We start from the raw sequence: 25,286 nt of genomic DNA, 5'->3' as shown, positions 1-25,286 counted from the left end.
CATGGATCACGACTTAAGCAGCATCATGGCGATGCGCGAGAAACAGGATTGCCGACAAAGGGCAGTCCTTAAAAAATCTCTGTCATTCGGCAGTATTTGCCAATGCGCCGGAGACCGCGGCAGCAGCGGATGCGATCAGGGCCTCCCCCCCGGCGGCAAGAAAGCCGGGATTGGCGAAGTCCGCATCGTCCGGAAGGTCGCGCTTGCCATAGGCGAAGGGGCCGCCATCGAGCCCCCGCACATGACCGCCGGCGGCAACGAGAACGGCGTGTCCTGCTGCGGTGTCCCATTCCATGGTCCGGCCGAAACGCGGATAGAAGTCCGCCTCGCCCCGGGCCACAAGGCAGAATTTCAGCGAGGAGCCGACGCTCACCGTGTCGGCAACACCAAGGACCTTCAGCAGGTCGTCGGTCTTGGCGTCCCGGTGCGAGCGGCTGGCGACGGCGACAGGAAGGGCGTCCCGGCGGTCGCGCACCTTGAGCGGACGAACCGCACCGGTCGCGTTGCCGGCCTGGTCGAACGCCTGCTCGAACGCCCCCACGCCCAGCGCACCGGCGAAGAACGATCCGCGCAAGGGCGCGAAGACGGCTCCCAGGACCGGAACCCCCTTCTCGACCAGCGCGATATTGACCGTGAAATCACCGTTTCCGGAGATGAACTCGCGTGTCCCGTCAAGCGGATCGACGAGGAAGAAGCGGTCGCCTATTTCCGGCTGCCGCCCCCCCGCCATCGCTTCCTCGGCGATCACCGGAATCCCGGGATAAAGGCGCGCAAGCCCTGCAAGGATCACCGCCTCCGCCCGCCTGTCGGCCTCGGTCACGGGGCTCTCATCGGCCTTGCTCTCGACCGTGACGCCGGCATGGAAACACTCGAGCAGCACCTGCCCCGCCTCAAGGCACAGATCGCGCAGCGCCAGCATGTCGTCCGTCATCGGCATCAGCCTTTCTCCTGTCGTTGCAAGGCCATGCGCGGATCGCTCAGTTCGCCTTGCGCGCCGGCTTGCCGATCCCCTGATAATCGAGACCGGCCGCGACAACATCACCCGCCTGCCAGATATTGCGCATGTCGATGACGCTGCGGCCGCGCATGCGCCGCGCGATTTCGCCAAGGTCGAGGCCGCGATAGGCATTCCACTCGGTGACGACGGCGAGCACGTCCACGCCGTCCGCGACGTCATAGGGATTGTCGCGCCATCCTAGCCCGGGAAGCAGCGGTTCGGCCTGGCCACGGGCCTCCGGGTCATGGGCAACGACCTCCACGCCGGCCGCCTGGAGCGCCGGCACGATCACCAGCGAGGGCGCGTCGCGGACATCGTCTGTGTTCGGCTTGAAGGCGATTCCCAAAATGCCGACGCGCTTGCCCGCGACCTGCGGCCCGAGAGCCGCCAGCACCCGATCCGCCATGTCGCGCTTGCGGGCCTCGTTGACCTCGATGGTGGTCTCCACCAGACGCAAGGGAGCTCCGTGCCGCTGGCCCGTCGCCGCCAGCGCTGTCGTGTCCTTGGGAAAGCAGGAGCCGCCGAAGCCTGGTCCCGCATGGAGAAATTTTCCACCAATGCGGTTGTCGAGGCCAATACCACTTGCGACCTTCTGCACGTCCGCCCCGACCTTCTCGCAAAGATTGGCGATCTCGTTGATGAAGGTGATCTTCAGCGCCAGGAAGGCGTTGGCGGCATACTTCGTCAGTTCGGCGTTCTCCAGCGACGTGACCAGAATCGGCGTCTCGCGCAGGTAGAGCGGCCGGTAGAGACGGCGCAGCGCGTTCTCCGCGCGCTCGTCCTCGGCTCCCGTCACCACCCGGTCGGGGCGCATGAAATCCTCGATCGCGGATCCCTCGCGCAGGAATTCCGGGTTGGAGGCGATCGAGAAGTCGACGCCAGGCCGTTCCTCGCGAATGATCTCGGCGACCTTGCGGCAAGTCCCCACGACGACCGTCGACTTGATCACCACGACTGTGCCCGGCCGCATCGCCCTGGCGACCTGCCGCGCGGCGGCGAACACATAGGTCAGGTCGGCCTCGCCGTCGCCGCGCCGGGACGGCGTTCCCACGGCGATGAACACCACGTCGGCGGCGGCAACGGCCGCGTCGAGGTCGGTTGTGAAGGAAAGACGCTTTTCCTCCAGGTTCCGCTCGATCAGCGCATCGAGGCCGGGTTCATAGATCGGGACCTCGCCGGCATTGAGCCGCTCGATCTTAGCCGCGTCGATATCGACACAGGTGACGTCGAAGCCGAACTCGGAAAAGCAGACGCCGGAAACCAGGCCGACATAGCCGGTGCCAATCATTGCAATGCGCATGTGTGCTCCTGGAATCTGCCCCGGGGGCTGGAACGTGCAGGACTGCCGGGACCCGACGAGCGCGCGGGACGCGGCCAAATCTGGAAACCCGTCTTTCTGCTTGAGGCGGAGTGGCCTGCCGCCATCTCGGGATGGACACGGCGCCGGCACACCCTTCCACGGAGGCGAGGCGCGGACCGGGATCGCATTCTTCCGGCAGCGTTCCTGTGCGCTTGCCACCGGTTTGTCAACCCGCTAACACGACGGGGCCCGGCCATCGGACACGGTCCGACGACCGGCGACAGGGATGAACGGCGAGGGAGTGAGCGCATGGCAGTTCTGGTGACCGGCGGCGCCGGCTATATTGGCAGCCACATGGCCTGGCACCTGCTCGACGCCGGCGAGGACGTGGTCGTTCTCGACAGTCTCGCTACCGGACACCAATGGTCCGTCCCCGGTTCAGCCAGCTTCGTCCAGGGTGAGGTCAGCGATCCGGACGCGCTTCGCCAGGTTCTTTCCATAGCGCCCGTGGATGCGGTGATCCATTTCGCAGGTTCCGTATCGGTTCCGGAATCGCTGGAAAATCCTGCAAAATACTATCGCAACAACACCTGCGCGACACTGGCCCTCGTGGAGAACTGTCTCGCCGCAGGGATCGAGACGGTGCTCTTCTCCTCCACCGCGGCCGTCTATGGCGAGGTTGGCGCAGGTCCCGTCTCGGAAACCACCCCCGCGCTGCCGACAACGCCCTATGGCGCGTCCAAACTGATGGTCGAGACCATGCTGCGCGACATCTCCGCCGCCGGCCCGCTGCGCCATGCGGCGCTGCGCTATTTCAACGTCGCGGGTGCGGATCCGCAGGGGCGTACCGGCCATTCCACGCGCGGCGCCACCCATCTGCTGAAAGTCGCGTGCGAAGCGGCTCTTGGCACGCGAAAGGGCATGACCGTCTTCGGCACCGATTACGCGACCCGCGACGGCACGGCCGAACGCGACTTCATCCATGTCGGCGACCTTGTCGAGGCGCACTATCTGGCACTCAAGCGGCTGCGGGCCAATCCTGAGAGCTTCACACTCAATTGCGGCTACGGCAGGGGCTACACGGTGCTGGAGACCATCGAGGCGGTCAGGCGCGCCACCGGCTCCGAGTTTCCGGTGGATTACGGCCCCCGCCGACCGGGCGATCTGGGCAGTGTCATTGCCGACAGCACCTCCATTCGCGACCTGCTCGGCTGGCGGCCGGCGCTGAATGATATCGACGTGATCGCGCGCCACGCGATCGAATGGGAACAGCACCTCGCGCGGCGCAACGCGGCCGAAGACGTGTGACGGCGTAACCCCCTGTCGGTTTCACCAATATACTGAAAACGCGGCGGCAACCCCTTGTTGAAATACCCATCGCAACGCACAACTGCCATATTGTGGACGCTTTGCCCGGTGTCTCGTTTGCGTTAGAACCGAGGCCAAAGTCGTCACGTCAATACTGGCGCGTATGCCGCAACTTGCCATTGTGAAATGGCGCCTGCGGTTGGTGCGGGGCCCAGCGACTTTAGGACCTCCGTGTTGGCGACGTCACCATGCTGACGCTGCCGCTTTACCTGTATGATCCGGGCCACGAGCACCGCGCTACGGAAGAAACGCTGAATGTCGCTGCTTGCACGGAACACAGTCATCACGGGATATGCCGCACGCCTGCCCGGCGCGGCTTCCGTGGACGACTTCTGGCACTTGCTGGAGACCGGCACCTGCGCCGTCACGCAGGTCGGCCGCGACCGTTTCGATCCGCGCAACTTCTACCATCCGCGGCCGAACACGTCGGGCCGCAGCCACACCTTCGCCGCAGGCCAGATCGACGATGTGTGGGGCTTCGACGCCGCCTTTTTCGGCATTTCGCCGCGCGAGGCCGCGCAGATCGATCCGCAGCAACGCCTGCTCTTGCAGGTGGTGTGGGAGGCAATCGAGAATTCCGGCCTGAGGCCGTCGGACATGGCCGGCAGCCAGACGGGCGTCTATGTCGGCGCGTCGGGCCTCGATTATCACCAGAGGCTGCTGTTCGACCTGCCCGCCGTCGACATGCAGACGATGACCGGCAACACCCTGTCGATCATCTCCAACCGCGTTTCCTACATCTTCGACCTGCGCGGCCCCAGCTTCACGCTCGACACCGCCTGCTCCTCCTCGCTGGTGGCCCTGCACCAGGCTGTCAGCGCCATCGAGAACGGACAGATCGACACCGCCATCGTCGCCGGCGTCAATCTCCTGCTCAGCCCGTTCTCCTTCATCGGCTTCTCGCGCGCCTCGATGCTGTCGCCGCAGGGCCTGTGCCGGGCATTCGACGCATCCGGCGACGGCTATGTGCGCTCCGAGGGCGCTGTCGCCATCGTCTTGCAGCGAGACACCACCGCGCGCGAGCCGCGCGCCCGCATCATGGCCAGCGGCATCAATGCCGACGGCCGCACGGCGGGGCTGTCGCTGCCCTCCTCTCCGGCCCAGGCCACGTTGCTGCGCACGATCTATCGCGACCTCGGCATCGCGCCGGACGACCTTGCCTTCGTCGAGGCGCACGGCACGGGAACACAGGTTGGAGACCCGGCCGAGGCGATGGCGCTCGGCACGGAAATCGGCCAGAACCGGAGCGCGCCGCTGCCGATCGGGTCGGTGAAGACCAATGTCGGCCACCTGGAGCCGGTCTCAGGGCTGGTCGGCATCCTCAAGTCGGTCCTGGCCCTGCAGAACGACCTCCTGCCCAGGTCCCTGCATTTCGACACGCCAAACCCGAATATCGACTTCAACGCCCTCAACCTGACGGTCGCCGCGCAGGCGATCGAACTTGCACGCGGCCCGGGCCGGCGCCTTGCCGGCATCAATTCCTTCGGTTTCGGCGGCACCAATGCGCACACCGTGATCGGCGACGTCGAAACCCTCGGCACTCCGCAGACCACTGTCCCCGACACGGCGCCCCTGATCATCTCGGCCCGCTCGCAGGCCGCGCTGAAGGACCTTGCCAGAGGCTATGTCGGGTTGCTGGGCCAGGATGATGCCCCGACTGCGGGGGCGATCGCGGACGCGGCCGTTCGCCGACGGGACCTGCACGACCACCGGCTCGTCGTTCTCGGCGACCCGGCCACCAAGCAGGCGGCGCTCGCCGCCTTTGCTGACGGACAGGGCGCACCGGCGGCGATCGAAGGCAAGACCGCGCCGCGCACGCGCGGGATCGCCTTCGCCTTTTCCGGCAACGGCTCGCAATGGGCGGGCATGGGCCAGGACGCCTATTCCCGGGATCCCGGTTTCCGCAAGGCGCTGGAGGGCGTCGACAGGCATTTCATGGCCGTTTCCGGCTGGTCGCTGGTGACGATGCTGTTCTCGAAGGACCTGCAGGGGGAGATCGAGCGCACCGAAATCGCCCAGCCGCTGCTCTTCGCGGTCCAGGTTGCACTTGTCAGCGCGCTGAAGGAGCGCGGCCTTGAACCGCAGGCCGTCGTCGGCCACAGCGTGGGAGAGGTCGCGGCCGCATGGTGCGCGGGCATGCTCGATCTGGCCAGTGCCACTCGCATCATCCACGCCAGATCGACACAACAGGAAGTGGTGCGGCATCTCGGCGGCATGGCGGCCCTGCTGCTGCCCGAGGCCGAGGCGCGCGCCGCCATCGACGAGGCCGGCCTTGCCGGCATTGAGGTGTCGGCGATCAACTCGCCGCGCAGCGTGACGATTTCCGGCCCGGTCGACAGCATCGACGGCTTCGCCCGGATCGCCCGCAAGAAACGCTGGGCGCTGCGCAAGCTCAACATCGCCTACCCGTTCCACAGCGCGCTGGTCGATCCGATCGAGGAGCCCTTGCGCACCGCGCTCGGCGAGATCGCCTGCAAGCCGGCAGCGATCCCCTTCCTGTCGGCGGTGACGCCGGAGACGGATGCGATCCGTCCGGACGCGAGCTACTGGTGGGAGAATGTGCGCAGGCCGGTCCGCTTTGCCGAAGCCGTCGAACGGCTGGCAGAGCAGCCCGTCGATCTGATCGTCGAGATCGGCCCGAAGCCGCTGCTCACCACCTATATCCGCGACGTGCTGCGCGCGGCGGGCAACCAGACCGCGGTGCTGGCAACGTTCGACGTTCCCAAGGCCGATGCCGAGCCGGAGAGCATCGACACGCTCGCCGCCCGCATCGTCGCCCATGGCGGCATGCCCGATCTCGACCGCTATGTCGGGGCCGAGGGCGCATGTCTGCCCCAACTCCCGCTTTATCCCTGGCAACTCACGGCATTCGTCACGCCGGTGACCGAGGAGCGCGTTTCGGGCACGAATGGCGGCGGCTGGCCGCTGGCCGGCACGCGCCTGCGGCCGGACACAGCCGAGTGGTTCAACCTGGTCGACACGGACCTGCTGCCGTTCCTGGCCGACCACAAGGTGGAGAGCGCCACCGTGTTCCCCGCGGCCGGCTTCGTCGAGATGGTGCTGCGGGCAACGCTGGACTGGTCGGGCGCGGAACAGGCCGAGATCCGGGATTTCGAGATCCTCCGGCCGCTGCTTCTTGAGGAGGGAAAGTCCCACGAGACACGCATCCGCCTGTCGCCGGACGACCGCGTGATCGAGATTCACAGCCGGCCGCGACTGGCGGGTGCCGATTGGTCGCTGCATGCCAAGGCCGGGTTCCGTACGCTTTCCGTCCCCGAGGACGTTGTCGAGGAGCGGACGGCCGATGACGCCGCTGTCCTTGTCGACGAGGAGTCCATCTACCGACTGACAATGGAGCACGGGCTCGACTACGGCCCGGCGTTCCGCCTTGCCAGCGCGGCGCGGCTGACCGGCCGGCAGGACGTGCGGCTGGACCTGCGCGCACCCGCGGCTTCGCCCGACCCTGACGTCTTCGCCTTGCATCCCGCGCTCGCGGATGCCGGGTTCCACGGGCTGTTCGCCCTGCTTGGCGAGCGGAGCACTGCCGACAAGAGCGGCTTCCTGCCCGTGCGCTTCGGCTCCATCGAGCTGTTCGCCTCCTCCCGCCTGCCGGTTTGCGTGGACGTCCGCGTGGAAAAGGCAAGCAAGCGCTCGATCCTGGCGAGCTTCACCTATCGCGATGCGGAGGGCGAGGTCATCGCCCGCTTCGGCGGGGTCCGTTTCAAATCCGTGCAGTTCCAGCTTTCGACCGGCGAGGACGGGTTCCACTATCGCGTGGCGCCGCGCCTGCTTGCCTCCGGCACCGCCCTGCCGGCCACGACCTTCGCGACCACGGAAATCGGCGCGCAGGCGGTGGCACTCGGCATCGGCTGCGAAACCGGCTCCGAATTCGAGCCGAGCGATGCAGCTCTGCTTGCCGATGCGCTGGCCAGAACGATCGCGCAGCATGCGCTCTTCGATGTTCTCGGCGATGGACCGGCCGAAATCCCCGCGCTCGTGACCTCGGGCAGGCTGCACGAGAGCGCCGCACCGTTCGCCCTGCATTTCCTGCATGTTCTTGCCCGGCACGAGCTTGCCCATGAAAGCGACACGGGCTGGAGCGTCGACGAACCGGATCCGGCGCTCGACCCGGCCGCACTGGTGCAAACGCTGATCTCCGTTGCCGGGGCGCATGGCGCGCTCGCCACGCTGCTCTCGCGCCTTGCCGAGGAGTTGCCCGGCTTGCTGCGGAACGGATTGCCGCCGAGCGCGGCCGGCTATTTCGCCGGCGGCCTTCTTGCCGCCTGGCGCAGCGCGGACCCGTCCGCCCGCGCTTTGGGCAAGGCCTGCGCGGAGATTGCCGGTGCGTTCATCGCCGCCTGGCCCGCGGAGCGCCCTCTCTCGGTCCTTCTGCTTGGTGCCCGCGCCACGGGCGTCGCGGCGGCGCTGGATGCCGCGCTCGAGCGCCGAAACGGCCGACTGACCGTCACCGACGCCTCGTCCGGCGATGTCGAACGACTGCGCCGCAACTGGCATGGCACGGCACAGACCAGTTTCGCCGCCCTTGGCGAGGATGCGCTTGACCGGAACGGTCCCTACGATCTCCTGGTGACCTGCGACAGCCTGGGCGTACCTGGCGGGGACCGGCTCCAGGATCTGGCCGCGATGCTGGGCACGGAAGGACGGCTGATCGCGGTGGAGCGCTCGCCCTCGACCGACACCGACCTGATCCTCGGCATCGGTGCCGACTGGTGGTCGGCGGTTCCGGGAACGGAATTCGCCACAACCCCGCTGATGGCGGGCGTCGACTGGACCGCGCGCCTTGCCGCCCTGGGCTTTGCCGATCCGCTCGACCTGCCGCTGGCAAGCACCGAGGTCGATGCGAGCCTCGTCATTGCGGCCGCTCCCCCGCCGGCCCGCCGGCGCAGCGCGAACGGCGACGCCGCCCCGGCCGGAAACGGCGAGGCGTCCGAACCTCGCCAGTCCGTCCTGGTGCTGTGCGACCCGCAGGAACCCTGCCGCGCCGTTGCCGGAGCGTTGCGCGAAACCCTGTCGGCGCACGGGATCGATGCCACTCTCGGCATCGAGGCGGGCATGTCGGCACCGATCAAGGGCGTCCTCGCCGTCGATCTGGACAATGCCGACGCATGGGCGGACGGCACGCCCCTGGCCATGGCCTCCGCCGACGGCGTGATCCATCTCGCCGGGGCCTATGACGACAGCACCGAAGCAATGGCCACGACCTCGCGGCGCGTCTGGTCGCTGACGCGCCTCCTCAAGGCGCGCGGCACACGGTCCGCGCCCGTGATGATCGTCGCGCCGGACGGCGCGCGCGCCGCCGCCACCGGCACGGCGCCCGCCCCGGCGCAGTCGGCGGTGTGGGCCTTCGGCCGTGTCGCCATCAACGAGTTCTCCTCGGCCAGGATACACCTGCTCGACATTCGCAGGGATCTCGACCCGAGCGCGGCCGCCCTGCGCATCGCCGGCGAGGTCGTGCTTGCCGCCCATGACGAGGAGCGGGAGATCGTCATCGACGGCGACCGCCGTATCGGCTTGCGGGTCGAGCGCGGCGCGCCGCTTGCCGTGCCAGGCAGGATCCCGGATGAACGGGGCGAGGTCCTGCGGCTCGACATCGCGCAACAAGGATCGCTCGACCGGCTGTGCTGGAGCCCCTGCCCGCGCCCGTCCCTGGTCGGCGACGAGGTGGAGATCGCCGTGGAGGCCAGCGGCCTCAATTTCCGCGATGTGATGTGGGCCCTCGGCCTGCTGCCCGAGGAAGCGCTGGAGGACGGATTTGCCGGCCCGACGCTTGGAATGGAATGCGCGGGCACCGTCGTCGCCACCGGACCGCAGGCCCGGCGGCTTCGGGTCGGCGACAAGGTGATCGCCTTCGCGCCGGCCTGTTTCGCCAGCCATGTCACCGTCTCGGAAAAGGGCTGCGCCACGACGCCGGACGGCCTTTCCCCGGAGGCGGCGGCGACAATCCCCGTCGCCTTCCTGACCAGCTATTACGCGCTGCATCGCCTTGCCCGGCTGGAGCCGCACGAGACCGTGCTCATCCATGGCGGCGCCGGCGGCGTCGGCCTCGCCGCGATCCAGATTGCCCGGCACATCGGCGCGCGCGTCATCGCGACCGCCGGCAGCCCGGAAAAGCGCAGCCTGCTGAAACAGCTCGGCGTCGATCACGTGCTCGACTCCCGCTCCCTCGCCTTTGCCGGCGAGGTCCTGCGCCTGACCGGCGGCAAGGGCGTCGAGGTGGTGCTGAACTCGCTGTCCGGAGAGGCGATGGAGCGCAGCATCGAGGTACTGGCGCCCTTCGGCCGGTTCCTGGAACTGGGCAAGCGCGACTATTACGAGAACACCCATCTGGGCCTGCGTCCGTTCCGGCGCAATCTCAGCTATTTCGGTATCGACGCGGACCAGTTGCTGATCCACCAGCCGGCGCTTGCCGAGCGGTTGCTCGGCGAATTGATGCAGCTGTTCACCGACGGCGCGCTGAGCCCGCTGCCTCACCGCGCCTTCGAGGCGGACAACGCGGTCGCCGCCTTCCGCCTGATGCAGCAGGCCGGGCATATCGGCAAGATCGTCATCCGCCCGCCGGCGGTGCCGCTTGCCGAAGAAACCGCAGAGACGGTCGCCCCCGTTGCTCTCCAGGCCAGCGCCAGCCAGGTCGTGGTTGGCGGCTTCGGCGGCTTTGGAGCAGCCCTGATCCGCCGGCTCGCCGGGATGGGCGCGCGCCGGGTCGACGTCCTGTCGCGGCGCGGCGCGACGACGCCCGAGGCCGCCGCCCTCATCGAGGAAATGGCGACGCAGGGCGTCACGATCGCCGGGCATGCGTGCGATGCGACCGACGAAGAGGCTCTGTCGGCGACGCTTGACGCGGTGCGTGCGGAAGCGGGTTCCATCGCCGGCGTCTTCCATACCGCGATGGTGCTGCACGACACCCTGATGGCCAATCTCACGCGCGACCAGCTCGATGCGGTGCTCGCCCCGAAAGTGCGCGGTGCGGAACTGCTCGACCGGCTGACGCGGGACGATCCGCTGCGCCACTTCGTGATGTTCTCCTCCGCCACGACGCTGGTCGGCAACCCCGGCCAGGCGAACTACGTTGCCGCCAACGGCTATCTGGAAGGTCTTGCCGCGCGGCGCAGGGCGCACGGGCTCCCGGCCCTCGCGGTTGCCTGGGGGGCGATCTCGGATGCCGGTTACCTGGCGCGCAACGCCGATGTCGGCGACAAGCTCGCGCGCAAGCTCGGGCGTCATGCGCTGAGCGCCGGTGAGGCCCTGGATGGTCTTGCCGCGCTGATGGCGCTGCCGCAGGACGATGTCGCGAGCGCCGCCGTCGGCTACGCGCGCATCGACTGGGCGGCGGCCCGGCGCGACCTGGCACTGCTGGCGACGCCCTATGCGGAACGGCTCGGCATCCGCGCCGGCGACGAGACGGACGGCGAAGGCGGCACCGTCGACCTTGCCGCCCTGCTCAAGGGGCTCGACCGTGCCTCGGCAATCGCCCGGATCTGCAAGCTGCTGGCGATCGAGATCGGCCGCATCCTGAGGATCGGCGAGGACGACATCGATCCGGCCAGGCCGCTGACCGAGGTGGGCATGGACTCGCTGATGGCGCTGGAGCTCAGGATGGCGGCCGAACGGCAGTTCGGCATCGATATCCCGCTGATGTCGCTGGCCAATGGCGCGACATTGAGCGACATGGCGGCCCGCATCACCGACCAGGTGACAGGCGGCGGCGGCAGCGACGTCCTGTCGGGCGAGGCCCGCGCCAATGCGATACAGCATCTGGGCGAAGAGGCCTTCGAGGACGCCGAAGCGCTTGCCGACGTGGCCGCCGAGGTCGAGCAGCGCACGCGCGACATGCGCTCGCTGCTGTGAGAAACTCATCCTGCCCGGCCCGGCAGGCCAGGAAAGACAGCGAAAGGCAGTAAGTTGAGCAAGGACGGGACGAGCGGTTCGAGCGACGCGCGCAAGCAGCTGGTCGCCAACCTGCGCGCCGGCCACAAGGCCGCCCGCGACCGGCAACCCGCGCGCGCCGCGCGGCAGGCGCCGCCGCCGGGGCCCGCCGCCTTCGACTTCTCCAGCCTGCCGCAGTTTCGCCAGTTGCGGATGCACCGCGCGGCCGCCGAGATGATCGGCCTCGACAACCCGTTTTTCCGCGCCCATGCGGGCGTTGCCGGCGCCACCACCGTCATCGACGGCGAGACCTACGACAATTTCGCCTCCTACAACTATCTCGGCCTGAACGGCCACCCGCAGGTCAACGCGGCGGCGGCCCGGGCGATCGAAACCTACGGCACCAGCGCCTCGGCCAGCCGGGTGGTTGCCGGGGAACGTCCCATCCACCGGGAGCTCGAGCAGTGCCTGGCACGCATCCACGGCGTCGAGGACGCGGTGGTGATGGTCAGCGGGCATGCCACCAACGTGACCGTCATCGGACACCTGATGAAGTCGGGCGATCTCATCCTCACCGATTCCCTCGTCCACAACTCGGTCACCGAAGGCGCACGCCTGTCAGCCGCGACGCGCATGAACTTCCCGCATGGGGACCTTCACGCGCTTGAAGAACTGCTGGCGCAGAACCGGCACAAATACGATCACGTCCTCATCGTCGTCGAAGGCATCTACAGCATGGACGGGGATTTTCCCGACCTGCCGCACCTGATCCGCCTGAAGCAGAACTTCGATTGCTGGCTGCTTGTCGACGAGGCGCATTCCGTCGGGGTGCTGGGCGAGACCGGGCGCGGGCTGGCCGAGCATTTCAATGTCGATCCGACAAGCGTCGAGATGTGGATGGGGACGCTGTCCAAGACCTTTTCGGCCTGCGGTGGTTACATCGCCGGCTCCAGGGCGCTTTGCGACTACCTGCGGGCGACGGCCCCCGGCTTCGTCTTCTCGGTCGGCCTGTCGCCGGCGCTGGCCGGCGCGGCCATCGCCTCCGCCGACGTGATGGCGCGCGAGCCCGAACGGGTGCGGCGGCTTGCCGAAAACGGCCGCCGCTTCATCGAACGGGCCCGCAATGCGGGTCTCAACACCGGCCCGAGTGCGGGCCTCAGCGTCATTCCGGTGATCGTCGGCGATTCCATCGGCGCGGCGACCCTCTCCAACCGGCTGCTTGCCCGGCGGATCAACGCGCTGCCGATCGTCTTCCCCGCCGTCGCGGAGAAATCGGCGCGCATCCGGTTCTTCATCACCAGCGAGCACAGCGGCGAGCAAATCGACCGGGCGGTGGATGCCACCGCCGAGGAACTTGCGGCAATGGCGCGCGAGAATGTGGGCTTTTCCTCGCTGGTGAAGAGCGTGCGTCAGGACAGCTGACCGGCGAACCCGCTCGCCAAGGACCTGTCCTCGTCCGGGCGCGTGGTCGCTGGCTCCTAGATGCCCAGTTTCCGGCCCAGCCAGGAAAGGTCCTGGCGCAGGCGCTGCGCGATCGCATGCCGCCTGCTGCCGCGCTGTACGGCCAGCCGCGACACCAGGAATTCCGGCGTGCACGGCAGGAGCGTCAGCGGGTCGACCGTCAGCGGGTAGTCGATGAAGGCGACATGGGCGAGCGTCTCCACGTCGAGCTGGCGGGTGCGCCGGGCGTTGTCCGTCAGGTCCTGCGTCAGCCCCCAGCCGGCATAGAACGGCATGCCGTAGACAGTGACCGGGCGGCCGCGCAGCAGGGCCTCGAAGCCGCTCAGCGAGGAGAAGGTTTCGACCCGGTCGGCAAGCCCGACAAGCTCGAGAATGTCGCATCCCGCAACCACCTGGTCGGCAAGGCCGGCCAGCGCAGCCGCATCGAGCCGGCCCTTGCGCAGCCCCGCCTCGACATCGGGATGCGGCTTGTAGAGGACATGGGCCTCAGGGTTGCGCGCCCGCACCGCCCGCAGCAGCTCCAGATTGACATTGTCGCAGGTCGCGCAGTCGATCACGCTCGAGAGCGAGCGGCACACGCCGGCATCGTCCGCCACCTGCCCGGGCACGAGCAGCACCTCGCGGTCCCCCGGCACCTGCGGGAGCGCCCCCTTCCCCGAAACATTGTATTTCGTCATGCGCGCCGCGCGCAGGAGCTCCAGCAGGCCGGCCGCCCTTGCCCGCTCGGCCGCGTCCAGGTGCCGGGTGGCGAGCAGACGTTCCATGCGGCTCGGCCGCGTCGCGTCGAAATAGATCCCCTCGTCGTCGAAGGCGACGGACGCTCCGCGCGCAAGGCCGGCCCCCAGGCCAACGGAGCGCAGGAACCCGTCCTCGATGCGCCACAGGTCCACCCCCGCCTCGCGTGCCCGTGCATCAATCTCCCGCGTGACGCCGGCGGCCCATCCCAGCACCCGTCCGTTTGCCGCCCGAGCCCTGTCGATGGCCTCGTCGGCATCGGCGCAGAATGTGAAGCGCTCGCGATCGGCGGCATATGCCGCGCGAATCGAGGCGTGGTTCCAGGATTTGGCGCCGAAACAGAAAAGCGGCCGGTCGGAGAGCTCGGCGCGGCGGGCGAAGGCCGCAACGGCCGCGTTTGCTTCGGCAAATCCGAGGGGCCGGTCCCGGTCGTAGGGCGAGGGATACAGCATCGCGCGCGGCACGAGGCCGGCCGCAAGCTCGTCCGCTTCCGTGCCAGCGACCTCTCCCAGCGCCGTGGAAAGGGCATCCCGGCAGGCGGCCGCAAGCGGACCCGTTGCCAGCGGACCCGTGAATGGCCGCAACAGCCCGGCAATGTCCTTTTCCCCGCCATCGATGCGCGGGTCGAGCGGCAGCACCAGGACCGCGAGCGTGTCCTCGTCAAAGGGTGCGGGCGCCGGGACGGGGGCCGCGACGACCAGCGCCAGCGGCACGCCGGCGGCGCGCGCTGCTCCCGCAAGACCCGAGAGCCCCGCCTGGTCCGGCGCCACCAGAACCCCCTCGCCCGTGCGGGGGACGTCCGCCAGACCTTTGACAGGCGCGCCGAGCACGGCGGAAAGAGCCCTCCCATGCCGCAGCATCTCCCTGTCGGCCACCCGCCAGCGGCGAACCGGCGGCAAGGGCACGTTCTGGCCGGACACAGGGCCGGAAGCGGGATCCCGGGTCACAATCCCACCCCCAGCGCGCGGGCCCGGGCAAGACGCGGCGGCTCGGCGGAGCTGTTCAAGGCGGCCGGGCCTTCCCCCAGAAGGCGCGCCGATATCGTCTCGACGGCGGTTTTAAGCCCTTCCCTGTTGTGGATCGAGCCGCGCAGCTGCGTGGTTGCCGCGAGGGCCGTGACGAAGTCACCGACGAGCCCCCTGTCGGGAGATGTCGGCGTCCGCCAGAAGCTCGCAAGGTCTCCTTGGTGCGTCATCCCGTCGATGTCGTAGAGCGCCGGAACAAGCGTCTTGACCGGTACGCCCTTGCGCAGGGCGTCGAGACCTGCCGTCGAGTTGACTGTGACGAGGCCGCAGGCCCGGGGCCAGAGCGCATCGAGCGACCCGCCGTCGAGAAAGACGACCCGCCCGCCGCCGCGCCCGCCGCATTCGCGCGCCCAGTCAACAAGCCCGTTGTCGAGCGGATGCGTCTTGACGACGAGGCGCGCCTCCTCCGGTGCGTTGTCGAGGAAGTCGCGCACGACAAGCTCCAGCGCCTCGCGCATCGAGGCGAAGGGTGAATGCGCGACAAGCTGGTAGTCCCCCTCGATCTGCAGCGGCAGCACGAAGAAGGGTCGCGGGTCGGCCAACAGGCCCGCCTGCCGACGCGCCGCGATCCGGCGCCGTCCCGGGGCCGTGGCGAGACGCCTCAGCCAGAGCGCGTAGTCGTGCAAGGGATGCAGAGGCGTGTGGCGGCGGTAATGCGGGAAGAACGGAGCCGCCGCAACATTGGGCAGATGATAGGAAAGGTCCTGCCAGGCCTCCAGTGCGAAGGATCCGGGAAAGCGGGGCGACAGATCCGGTTCGCCCGCCGTGCGGGCGATGTCGCGAATGGTGGCGGGATCGTCGGGAAAACGGCTCAGCGTCGCCAGTCCGCCGCGCTCGAGCGTCATGAACCCGGGACGCAGCAGGCCCAGCTCCGTCACATGAACGGCAATCCCCATCGCTTCGGCGGCCAGCACCGCCGGCCGGTGATAGGGCCGCGTGTCGCCGTGCAGGACAAGGTCGCTCACGGCCTCGCCGGCGATCCGGCCGGCGACCGCGTCCGGCCATTCGGCAAGCGACCCGCGCCAGCACTCCGTCCCCTGTCCATGCCAGTGAAGCCAGTCACCGGCGCAGAAATTGACCCGCGAGACCCGGTGACCGGCCTTGCGAAGGCGCGCGCCGATGCGCCGGTACAGCGGCGACAGCGGCCCTTGCAGGAACAGGAAGTGCCGCCGGCCGACGGCGTCCCCCTCGCCGTTCCCCAGCCGCCGCTTGTCTCCGTCATCCGCGCCAGGCACGCCACCACCGCCCAATCCGGCCGCGCGCGGCCATCTCCTCGTCGAAACTCATCGGAATGCCGAGCGCGAGGGCCCGGTCGGCCCTTGGCGGCGGCCGCACCGCCCCGTCCGGCTGGTTGACGAGATCGAGCGACACGCGCCTGGCGAGTTCGCGTGCCGCCGCCAGCTTGCCCTCGCGCGTGTAGAAATTTCCCTGGATCTGGATCGCGTGGCCCATCAGGCGTTCAACAGCATTGTAGACCTCGACGTCCGGCGCTTGCGGCGTACGCCAGAACCGATCAAGGGACAATTGACAGGTGAGTCCAGGCATGTCGTAGACAGCAAGGCCCAGGATCTTTACCGGGCATCCGATGCGCACCGCATGCAGACCAGTCGTACTGTTCACCATCAACGCACCAGATGCGTGCCTGAGCAAGGTGACGAGTTGTCCGCCATCGACCACATGCACACGGTGCTTGACCCGGTGTTTGCGTGCCAGTCGCCGCACGATCTTCCCCCAGGGTTCAATGCCCTGATCCATCGGGTGGATCTTGACGACCAGATGCGCGGCCATGTGCGCATTCGCCGAAAAGGACGCCAGCACCTTGTCCAGCGCCTCGGCAAGATGGCCGAACTGCGAATTGTAGCGAAGCTGATAGTCGCTTTGAAGCTGCAGCGGGAACACGAAATAGGGGCATCTGGATTCGATCAGGTCGGCGATCAGTGTGCTGGCGAGCCGGTCGCGCCGCCGCGCGAAGAGCAGCCTGGGCACCGTGGCGAGATACTCGAAGAACGGATGGTAGAACTTGTCCTGGGTGAAATGCGGATGGAAGAGGAACCCAACGACGTTGAGGAGATGGAAGACCACCTCATGCGCCGCCTCAAGCCAGAACGGATGCCGATAGCGCACGCCGGTATCGACCGGCTCCAGCCGGGCGGCCGTGGCGCGGATCGCCTCCACGTCCTCGGGAAACAGCGAGCGTGCCGACATGCCGTCGAGTTCCGCCGTGATCCAGTCGGGACGCAGATAGCCGTTTTCGTAGGCGATCGCGCGCAGGCCGCGCCTCTGGGCGATGCCGAGCGCCGCGGAGTGGTAGGGGAACCGGTCCTGGTAGAAGACGATGTCGGTCACCGCATGGGCGTCAACATAGCCTTCCAGGAAGGACGGCCAGTCCTCCAGCCGTCCGCGATAGGCCGTGCAGCGCCGGTCGCGCCAGAGCAGCCAGTCGGCAAGGCTCAGATTGATGCGCAAGGTGCGGTGACCCAGCCGCTCCAGCTCGTCGGCGACAACGCGCGGAAAGTCCGAGGGTGGCCCCTGCAGGAAAAGAACCGTGCGCTTGTGCGTCTCGTTCGGCATCTGTGGCGCCCGTTCAAACGCGGTGCCGGCGATCACGACTGACCGTGATCCTGGCAAGACCCGCGTATCAATCGGGATACGCCCCGGTCAGTTGGTCGTCAGTGCGTTGACCGTATTGGCGCTGGACAGCAGCGGCCCGATGATCTGCAAGAACTTGCCGAACTCCGCCGTCGGATGGTTGGCGACATAGATGATGTCCTTGTCGCGCATCTCGAAGGTGCGCGCGAGGAAGAACGCCTCGGCCTCGCGCAGGTTGAGCTTGTAGACGACAGGCACGCGGGAACGGTCGAACTTGTTGGCGACCTCATCGCCCTTCAGCCGGCGCAGAAGCTCGCGATCCTCGAAGCGGAACAGGAAGATACCGGCCGCATCGGCGAAGAAATCCTTGAGACCGCCAACCTGGGCAAGGCCTTCCGCCAGCGTGACGGATTCGGTCTTGAAGGGGACGAGCTGCGTCGACTGCACCGCGCCGAAGGCGGAGAATGTACGCGGCTTGTGGGTGACGAGCACATTGTCGCCCGGCGTCAGCCAGATGTTGTTTTCCGGGTATTCGATCAGGTCGACGAGGCGCGCCTCGCCCGACTTGTTGCCGCGCTTGACGGTGACGACGGTCTCGTAGGTCGCCTGACGCGAGCCGCCGGCACGCGCCACTGCCTCGAGCAGCCGCATGCCGCGGACCGACATGGTGTACTGGCCCGGCTTGGTCACGTCTCCGACGACGACCACGCCGCTGCTTTCGTTGCCCTCGACCATGACGAGAACCTGAGGTTCGATCGCCTTGCCCTTGAGACGCTCCTGGATGGAGACGCGCAGGCCTTCGACCGACAGGCCGTTCGCCTGGATGCGCCCCGCATAGGGAATGAAGATATAACCGCTTTCGTCGACGACGACGGGAACCGACACCTGCTTGCCGTCAGCGGTGGAGAACAGGCCCTCGGATGCCGCCTCCCAGATGGTGACGACCAGGCGGTCGCCGATCCCCAGGCGCGTCGAGCGTCCGCGATCGGGCACGGAGGCGAAATGACGGGAGAACGGCTTGGGTCGATACTTGTGCACTGTGTTGACCGTGGCCCGGTCGAGCGCCAGCAGAACGTAATCGGAGCGCAGCGCATCGCCCTCGATATCATCGGACGTGATGGTGATCGCAGTTGGCCCCTGCCCCGGCAGGCTGCCGCAGCCTGCGAGCGAAAACGCAAGGAAAACAGGGATTAAGAAACGCATCAAGGCCTCGGTTCTCACTGTCCGATCACGACAGGCCAGCTTCTGTTAGCATCCGCTCCGCCGACTGTCCAAGGCGGATGCGATAGACAGCGGCCAAGTTCGCTTCCTGTTGTCGAACGGCAACATTTTCCCCCCGATTGGTTAACCAAACAGAAAGTGATTTCAACAAACTCGACCTTTCGGCTACCGCTTCCAGCAAAGCATGCCGGCGGGAGGGGGCTGAATTGAGACCCAATCCTGCAGAGATTCGTCACGACATGCGAAACATGGCATATCAACAAAACCCGTTGTGTTGGAATGGGACAGCCGGTTTATCACCGGTCAACCATTCAGGCTTAGCTTCGAGGCGCTAAACCGTTGGTGACGAAAGGGCGTTCGACCACGCCAGGATCGGAAATTCTCGTGCGTATATGCGGGATCCGAAATGACAGCCTGCCGCGTCTTCTGGCTGGCTCCGGACGTGCGACGCGCCGCAAGCGTGGGCTTCGCAGCCTTTCGGCCGCGTTGCTGACGAGCGCTGCCCTGGTCCTGGCGCCGGCACCCGCGAGTGCGCTCGACCTGTTCGGCTGGCTGCCGTTCGGCTCCTCCTCATCCGAGACAGATATCCCCGTCACCGATCCGTTCCCGTATACTGCGACGCTGACGGTCGCGGGCAACGGGGACGATCTGCGCGACAAGCTCTCCGAAAGTTCCGAACTGGTCAGTGAGGTCGAGCGTCCGCCCTCGGGCGAGGCAGGATTGATCGCCCGCGCCACCTCCGACTTCGAACGGCTCGTCGGTCGTCTCTATGTCGAGGGCTACTACGCCGGCACGGTCGACATTCGCGTCGCCGGACTGTCGCTGGAAAAGGCGCTGCAGATGCCGTCCCTGCCCGGTCCGCGCCCGGTGCCGGTGACGATCCGCGTGACGCCGGGACCACTTTTCAGCTTCGGCCGCATCGAGCTTGACGCGGAAGACGGCGGCGAGGCCCTCGCCCTGCTCGAAACCCCGGCCGAATACGGGCTGGTGCCGGGCGAGACCGCGAATTCGGGAAAGGTGCTGCGCGCCGAAAACCGGATCGTCAATGACCTGAAGGCAGCCGGCTATCCGTTTGCCCGCATCGCCCGGCGCGAAATCGTCGCCGACCATGACAGCAACCGGCTCGATGTCCGCCTCATGGCCGCGACCGGCCGGGCGGCGCGTTTCGGCGAGGTCTCGGTCACCGGCACCGAGGCGACCGATCCGGACTTCGTCGTCACCCACGCGATGCTCCCGCAAGGCGCGCCTTACGATCCGGCAGCGATCGAGCGGGCGACCAAACGCCTCGGCGAACTGGGCATCTTCTCCTCCATCCGCATCGTGCCGGGCGAGGACGTCGGCCCGGACGGGCTGCTGCCGATGACCATCGAAGTGTCGGAGCGTGGCCGCAACGTGATCGGCGTCGGCGCCAACTGGTCGAGTTCGGAAGGGTTCGGGGTCGAGGCCTATTGGCGGCGGCGCAACCTGTTCGGGCGCGGCGAGTTGCTCAGCGTCGAGGGCTCGGTCGGGCGCATCGGCGACAACAGCCTTTCGGACCTCGAATATTCCGGCCGCATCGCGTTCGAGAAGCCGGGCGCCTTCGGGCCGCTGACGAGTTTCACCACCAGCCTCAGCGCCCGCCAGGAGATCCCCGACGCCTATCGCAGCCGCAACATCACGGCCGACGCCTTCGTCCGCCGCGAGTTCGACGACCGGCTGTCGGTGCGGGTCGGCGCCGAATTGCAATATGCCGACGAGCAGGATGTCTTCGGCAACCGCACCTATCTGCTCGGCGGCGTGATCGGCGAGCTGACCTACGACACCCGCGACGACAAGCTGAACCCCACCAGCGGCATCAACGCCGTCGTCTTCGCCGAGCCGGCCTATGACGCCAAGGGCGGCAATTTCATGCTGTTCACCAAGGGGCAGGTCTCCGCCTATCAGGCGCTCGACGATGCCAAGCGCTTCGTTCTGGCCGGGCGGCTCGGGGCGGGCAGCATCATCGCCCCGTCGGTGAGCGCTGTGCCGGCGGCGCGGCGCTTCTTCTCCGGCGGCGGCGGCTCGATCCGCGGTTATGCCTACCGCAATGTCGGCCCGCGCCTTGCTGGCGAGGTCACCGGCGGACGCAGCTTCGTGGAGGCCTCGGCTGAGGTCCGCATGAAGGTGACCGACACGATCGGGCTGGTCGGCTTCATCGATGCCGGCAACAGTTTCGACGCGATCTATCCGGATTTCTCGGAAGGGGTGAAGGTCGGTGTCGGCGCGGGCCTGCGCTACTTTACCCCCGTCGGGCCACTGCGCTTCGACGTCGCCGTGCCGCTCAACCCGGAGCAGGACGACCCGGATTTCGCCATCTATGTCGGCCTTAGCCAGGCTTTTTGAGACACGGAATCTACAATTCCGGACAAGAATTTTCGAAAACTTGCAGCATTTTATATCGAAATTGCAGCATTTTTGATTCACGAAGGACTTCGTGAGTCGTTTCAGCGCGCTGGCGCGATCCCTTCGCGCTTCGATTCCGATTCAACGCCTTCACACTCTGATTCAAGCCGCCTCCCCTTTCGCCATGATTTCGCTTCAACGCCGCGTCATAACGTCTTGATGCAAGAATCAATTTTCCCGTTCCCGGAGGTCTTCCCGACGTGAAGCCGGCCCGGCGCCCCTTTCGCGCCTTCCTCAGCATTGTCATGCGGACCCTCGTCGGCCTGGTTGCCGTCGTGCTGCTGCTTGCCGTCGCCGCGCTGGCGGCAATGCAGACGTCGGCGGGCCGGCAGATGGCGGAAGGGCTCGTCAACAGCCTTGCCTCCGGTCCGCAGGGCGGAGTGCGGATCAGCGGGCTGGCGCTCTCCTGGGGACTGGACGCGCGGCTTGCGGGGATAGAGGTCAGCGACGCGGCCGGCCCGTATCTCCTCGTGCGCGACGTCGCCCTTGACTGGCACCCGCTCGCCCTGCTGAAAGGCCAGGCCGATGTCGAGCGCCTGACGGTCGGCGCGCTCGATCTCGCCCGCCTGCCTGAGCCGGGCGAAACCAGCGATGACGGCGGCGGCAGCATTCCCGCCCTGCCCTTCCGGCTGGGCGAGGCACGGGTCGAAACGATCTCCATCGGCGAAGCGGTCGCCGGCGAGGCGATGCGGCTTTCGGCAAGGGCCGACGCGCGGCTCGATGCCGCGCCCCGCACGGCCATCGCCAATCTGTCGGTGCAGCGCATCGACGGCACGGATGGTGCGGTCGAGGCCCGGGTCCGCTTCGCGCCCGACGCCAACCAGCTTGCCTTCGACGTCACTGTGAGCGAACCGCGCGGCGGGCTGGCAGCCCGTCTCCTGCAGATCGAGGGCCTGCCGGCGCTCGACTTCACGTTGAAGGGCGACGGCCCGCTCGACGACTGGACCGCCGATCTGGCGCTGTCGCTCGACGGCCGCACCGAGATTTCCGGTTCCGCCCGGCTGACTCGCGAGGACGGCGGGGCGCCAGTGCTGCGCGCCCAGCTTGGCGGCGAACTCGGCGCGCTTGCCCCGCCGATCGCCGCGGCCCTCGTGATGGGCCGCACGGAGCTGACGGCAACGGCGCGCTTCGACGAGAATTTCGGCCCGCGCGAGGTGGAGGGAAAGCTCTCGACCGCAACGGTCCGCTCCGACTTCGCCGCGAAACTGGGCCCGGACCTGTCCCGCATCGAGGCAGGCGCGACGCTGCACCTGTCCGCCGGCGAAGGGGCGATGATCGGCCTGGAACTCCCGGACCGTCTGGTCAGCGTCGGCGCGACAACACTGGAGCTCCGCGCCGATGGCACGCCGGACGCGCTCGATGTCACGGCAAGGCTTGCCACCGCCAGCCTCGGCACCACCGAAGCCCGGCTGCAGGGACTGAGCCTGCGGCTCACGGGCGAGGATCTCGACACAGGGGCAAGCGACCTCGTCCTGCCCTTTGCCCTGACGCTCGAGGCCGACCGGTTGGAGCCGCTGGCGGACGGAATGGAGATGCTGGCCGGACCGCTGTCGCTCACCGCGAACGGCACGGCCCATGCCGCCGGCGACCGCCTCGATCTCGACGGTTCGCGCCTGACGCTGCAGGGCATCGAGGCGGGCGTCACCGGCTCAGTCTCGGCGGACGAAATCGACACCGCGTTCAAGCTGGCGGTCGCCGACCTTGCCCGCTTCGATCCGCGCATCGCAGGCGCCGTGACGCTTGAGGGAACCGCGCAAGGCACAAGCGCCGCGCCGGACATCGAGGCGAATGCCAGCGCGCCGCGCCTGACGCTCGCCGGCAAACCGGTAACAGATCTCACGGTCTCGGTCTCCGCCAGCACCGCGCGCGACGCGCTCTCGGCGAGCCTGCGCGCCAAAGGCAGTGTCGACGGGAACCCGCTCGAAGGCGCGCTCGACATCCGGCCGGAGGGCAACGGGCTTGCCATTCCCGACCTGGCGATCAGCGCCGGCGAGAACCGCATCTCGGGCAGCTTCGCGGTCGCCGATCTTGCGGACGCGATCGGCACACTGACCGGCGAGCTGACCATCGACGCGCCGGACCTCTCGGAATTCTCCGCCCTGGCGCTGACCGAGCTTGAAGGCGCGCTTTCGGGCAAGCTGACGCTGGCGCGCGGCGATGGGGGCACCCCGTCCGCGCAGCTGAACCTTTCCGGCAAGGAACTGGCGGTGGCGGGCACGCGCATTGCGCGGCTCGACGCGCGTGGCCGGTCGACCGGGCCGCTGAGCGCCCCCGCCCTTTCCGGCGAGGCCGAACTGAGCGGCGTGGTTGCCGGCGGGACCGCGATCCAGAACCTGAAGGCAACGGCCGTGACGGCCGGAACCGCGACCGACGTCACCGTCGACGCACGGCTTTCCGACGGCACCAATGCCGACGGCATCGCGCTCACCGCGACACTGGAACCGCAGGATGCGGGCCTTGTCGTCAAGCTCGCCACGCTCGACGGGCGTTACGGCGGCCTGGCCACACGGCTTGCCGAGCCCGCGCGCATCATCGTCGCCGATGGCGGGGCGCTGATCGACACGCTGGCGCTGAGGCTTGGCGAAGGCCGCCTGGACGTTTCCGGTTCGGCCAGCGGCGAACGGCTGTCGCTCGACGCCAGGATCGCCTCCGTGCCGCTGTCGCTGGCCAACGCGTTTGCCCCCGGCGTCGGCCTTTCGGGCGCAGGCAGCGGTACCGTCACCGTACGGGGCACGCCGGCCGCGCCGGAAGTCGACTGGAACGTCTCGCTGGCGGATCTTTCCGCCGCGCAACTGCGCAACAACGGCATCGCGCCGGTGGCGCTGAAATCGACCGGCCAGCTACGGGCGAACCGCATCACCCAGACGACGGACATCACCGGTGCCGACGGGCTGGCGATCAAGGCGCAAGGTCCCGTCGGTCTTGCCGCGCCCGGCGCCATCGACGTCTCGGTTTCAGGCAGGATCCCTCTTAGCGCGGCCCGGCAGAAGTTGATCCTTTCGGGCTTTTCCGGATCCGGCTCGCTTGCCGTTGCCGGCAAGGTCAGCGGCGCCTTCTCCGCGCCGCGCTACACGATCACGCTGCGCCCGCAGGACATGAGCGTGACGCAGCTTTCCTCCGGCCTGACGCTGCGCGAGTTCTCCGGCAGCATCGGCATCGACAATGGCGGCATCGCCATCGACACCGTCCGTGCCGCAATCGCCGCCGGCGGCTCGCTTTCGGCACAGGGACGCATCGGCCTCGACGGCGGCATGCCGGCCGACCTGAGCGTGAAGGTCAGCGAGGGACGCTATTCGGACGGGCGCATCGTCCAGGCCAATGTGAGCGCGGACCTCAAGCTGACGGGCCCGCTCGCCGATCCCGCGCGCGGAGCGCAGCTGTCGGGAACCGTCAATATCGGCCGGGCCGACATCACCATTCCCAGCAGCCTGCCCGGTGCCATCGACCCGGTCTCGGTCACCCATGTGAACGCCCCCGAGGCGGTGCGCCGCCAGGACGCCGCCCTTGCCCGCGACAGCGGCGGCGACGGCGGCGGCGGGTCGAGCCCGATCCGCCTCGACGTGACGGTCTCCGCCCCAGGGCGCATCTTCGTGCGCGGGCGCGGCCTCGATGCGGAAATGGGCGGCACCTTGCGGCTGGTCGGCACAACCGCCAACCCGCAGGCCATCGGCTCGTTCTCGATGCGGCGCGGTTTCATGCAGGTGCTGACGCGGCGCGTCACCTTCTCCAAGGGCGATGTCGGCTTCACCGGATCGCTGATGCCTCGGCTCGACTTCGCCGCCACCTCGCAGGCAAGCAATGCCGCGATCACGATCACCGTCACCGGCGAGGCGCAAAAGCCGGAAATCGGCTTCACCTCCTCGCCGCAACTGCCGCAGGACGAGGTGCTGGCGCAGTTCCTGTTCGACCGCTCGATGAGCCAGCTCTCGCCGACGCAGATCGCGCAGCTCGGCGCCTCCGTGCTGGCCCTGACCGGCGGCAGCGGCGAAGGCCCGCTCGGCGCGCTGCGCCAGTCGCTCGGCGTCGATGCCATCGACGTGGAGACGGACGGCACGGGCGGCCCCTCGCTCGCCGTCGGCAAGTATCTCAGCGACAACATCTATCTGGGCGTGAAACAGGGTGCGAGCGGCGATTCCAGCCGGGTCACGGTCGATATCGACGTGACCAAGTCGCTGAAGCTGCGCGGCGAGGTCGGCGCGGACGGCGAATCCAAGGCCGGCATCTTCTTCGAGCGTGAATTCGGGAAATAGGACCGCTGTCCACCGGGGTCACGCGGATCTTCAGC

General features: G+C 68.0%; 11 protein-coding genes. 5 read left to right on the top strand and 6 right to left on the bottom strand.

What is annotated here, in order from left to right; all coding sequences use genetic code 11:
• Nucleotides 1-82 precede the first annotated feature (82 nt).
• Both cysQ and RBB46_RS19500 read right to left on the bottom strand, forming a co-directional pair.
• Nucleotides 83-937 carry a 3'(2'),5'-bisphosphate nucleotidase CysQ gene (cysQ, locus tag RBB46_RS19505; protein ID WP_306030701.1) on the bottom strand — a complete coding sequence of 285 codons (855 nt, stop codon included), beginning with the start codon at nucleotides 935-937 and terminating at the stop codon, nucleotides 83-85.
• Nucleotides 938-977: 40 nt separating this feature from the next.
• A complete protein-coding gene (locus RBB46_RS19500; RefSeq protein WP_306030700.1) occupies nucleotides 978-2,297 on the bottom strand; it encodes a UDP-glucose/GDP-mannose dehydrogenase family protein in 1,320 nt (439 codons plus the stop codon).
• A 309-nt stretch (nucleotides 2,298-2,606) separates the two neighbouring features.
• On the opposite strand from RBB46_RS19500, the gene galE reads away from it, so the two are divergent.
• The 3 genes from galE (at nucleotide 2,607) to RBB46_RS19485 (ending at nucleotide 12,971) form a co-directional block, all read left to right on the top strand.
• Complete coding sequence (gene galE / locus RBB46_RS19495; RefSeq protein WP_306030699.1) at nucleotides 2,607-3,605, top strand: UDP-glucose 4-epimerase GalE; 999 nt, start codon at nucleotides 2,607-2,609, stop codon at nucleotides 3,603-3,605.
• Between the two features lie 315 nt (nucleotides 3,606-3,920).
• Entirely contained in the window at nucleotides 3,921-11,531 is a 7,611-nt protein-coding gene (locus tag RBB46_RS19490; RefSeq protein ID WP_306030698.1) for a type I polyketide synthase, read from the top strand.
• Between the two features lie 54 nt (nucleotides 11,532-11,585).
• A complete protein-coding gene (locus RBB46_RS19485) occupies nucleotides 11,586-12,971 on the top strand; it encodes an aminotransferase class I/II-fold pyridoxal phosphate-dependent enzyme (RefSeq protein WP_306030697.1) in 1,386 nt (461 codons plus the stop codon).
• A gap of 56 nt (nucleotides 12,972-13,027) precedes the next feature.
• Here the strand turns inward: RBB46_RS19485 and RBB46_RS19480 are convergent, their stop codons facing one another.
• From RBB46_RS19480 to RBB46_RS19465, 4 genes are all read right to left on the bottom strand, one after another.
• A complete protein-coding gene (locus RBB46_RS19480) occupies nucleotides 13,028-14,692 on the bottom strand; it encodes a hypothetical protein (protein ID WP_306030696.1) in 1,665 nt (554 codons plus the stop codon).
• Entirely contained in the window at nucleotides 14,689-16,005 is a 1,317-nt protein-coding gene (locus RBB46_RS19475; protein ID WP_306030695.1) for a capsule biosynthesis protein, read from the bottom strand. Before RBB46_RS19475 ends, RBB46_RS19480 begins: the two co-directional genes overlap by 4 nt.
• On the bottom strand, nucleotides 15,989-17,341 hold the full coding sequence (locus RBB46_RS19470; RefSeq protein WP_306030694.1) for a capsule biosynthesis protein: 1,353 nt from the start codon (nucleotides 17,339-17,341) through the stop codon (nucleotides 15,989-15,991). Before RBB46_RS19470 ends, RBB46_RS19475 begins: the two co-directional genes overlap by 17 nt.
• 87 nt (nucleotides 17,342-17,428) lie before the next feature.
• Nucleotides 17,429-18,562, bottom strand: a complete 1,134-nt coding sequence (locus RBB46_RS19465) for a polysaccharide biosynthesis/export family protein (RefSeq protein ID WP_306030693.1) — start codon at nucleotides 18,560-18,562, stop codon at nucleotides 17,429-17,431.
• Between the two features lie 402 nt (nucleotides 18,563-18,964).
• Here RBB46_RS19465 and RBB46_RS19460 point away from each other — a divergent pair, with 402 nt between their 5' ends.
• Entirely contained in the window at nucleotides 18,965-20,941 is a 1,977-nt protein-coding gene (locus RBB46_RS19460; protein WP_306030692.1) for an autotransporter assembly complex family protein, read from the top strand.
• Nucleotides 20,942-21,201: 260 nt separating this feature from the next.
• Nucleotides 21,202-25,251, top strand: coding sequence for a translocation/assembly module TamB domain-containing protein (locus RBB46_RS19455; protein WP_306030691.1), 4,050 nt, complete (start codon nucleotides 21,202-21,204; stop codon nucleotides 25,249-25,251).
• The last annotated feature ends 35 nt before the right edge of the window (nucleotides 25,252-25,286 follow it).

This window comes from Stappia sp. MMSF_3263 (assembly GCF_030733745.1).
Lineage (GTDB): Bacteria > Pseudomonadota > Alphaproteobacteria > Rhizobiales > Stappiaceae > Stappia.
This window is presented reverse-complemented; position numbering and strand designations above follow the sequence as displayed.

What these genes read in the sequence shown, in the direction of transcription:
- cysQ (WP_306030701.1), bottom strand. Translation starts at nt 937, where the DNA reads ATGCCGATGACGGACGACATGCTGGCGCTGCGCGATCTGTGCCTTGAG.
- RBB46_RS19500 (WP_306030700.1), bottom strand. Translation starts at nt 2,297, where the DNA reads ATGCGCATTGCAATGATTGGCACCGGCTATGTCGGCCTGGTTTCCGGC.
- galE (WP_306030699.1), top strand. Translation starts at nt 2,607, where the DNA reads ATGGCAGTTCTGGTGACCGGCGGCGCCGGCTATATTGGCAGCCACATG.
- RBB46_RS19490 (WP_306030698.1), top strand. Translation starts at nt 3,921, where the DNA reads ATGTCGCTGCTTGCACGGAACACAGTCATCACGGGATATGCCGCACGC.
- RBB46_RS19470 (WP_306030694.1), bottom strand. Translation starts at nt 17,341, where the DNA reads ATGCCGAACGAGACGCACAAGCGCACGGTTCTTTTCCTGCAGGGGCCA.
- RBB46_RS19465 (WP_306030693.1), bottom strand. Translation starts at nt 18,562, where the DNA reads ATGCGTTTCTTAATCCCTGTTTTCCTTGCGTTTTCGCTCGCAGGCTGC.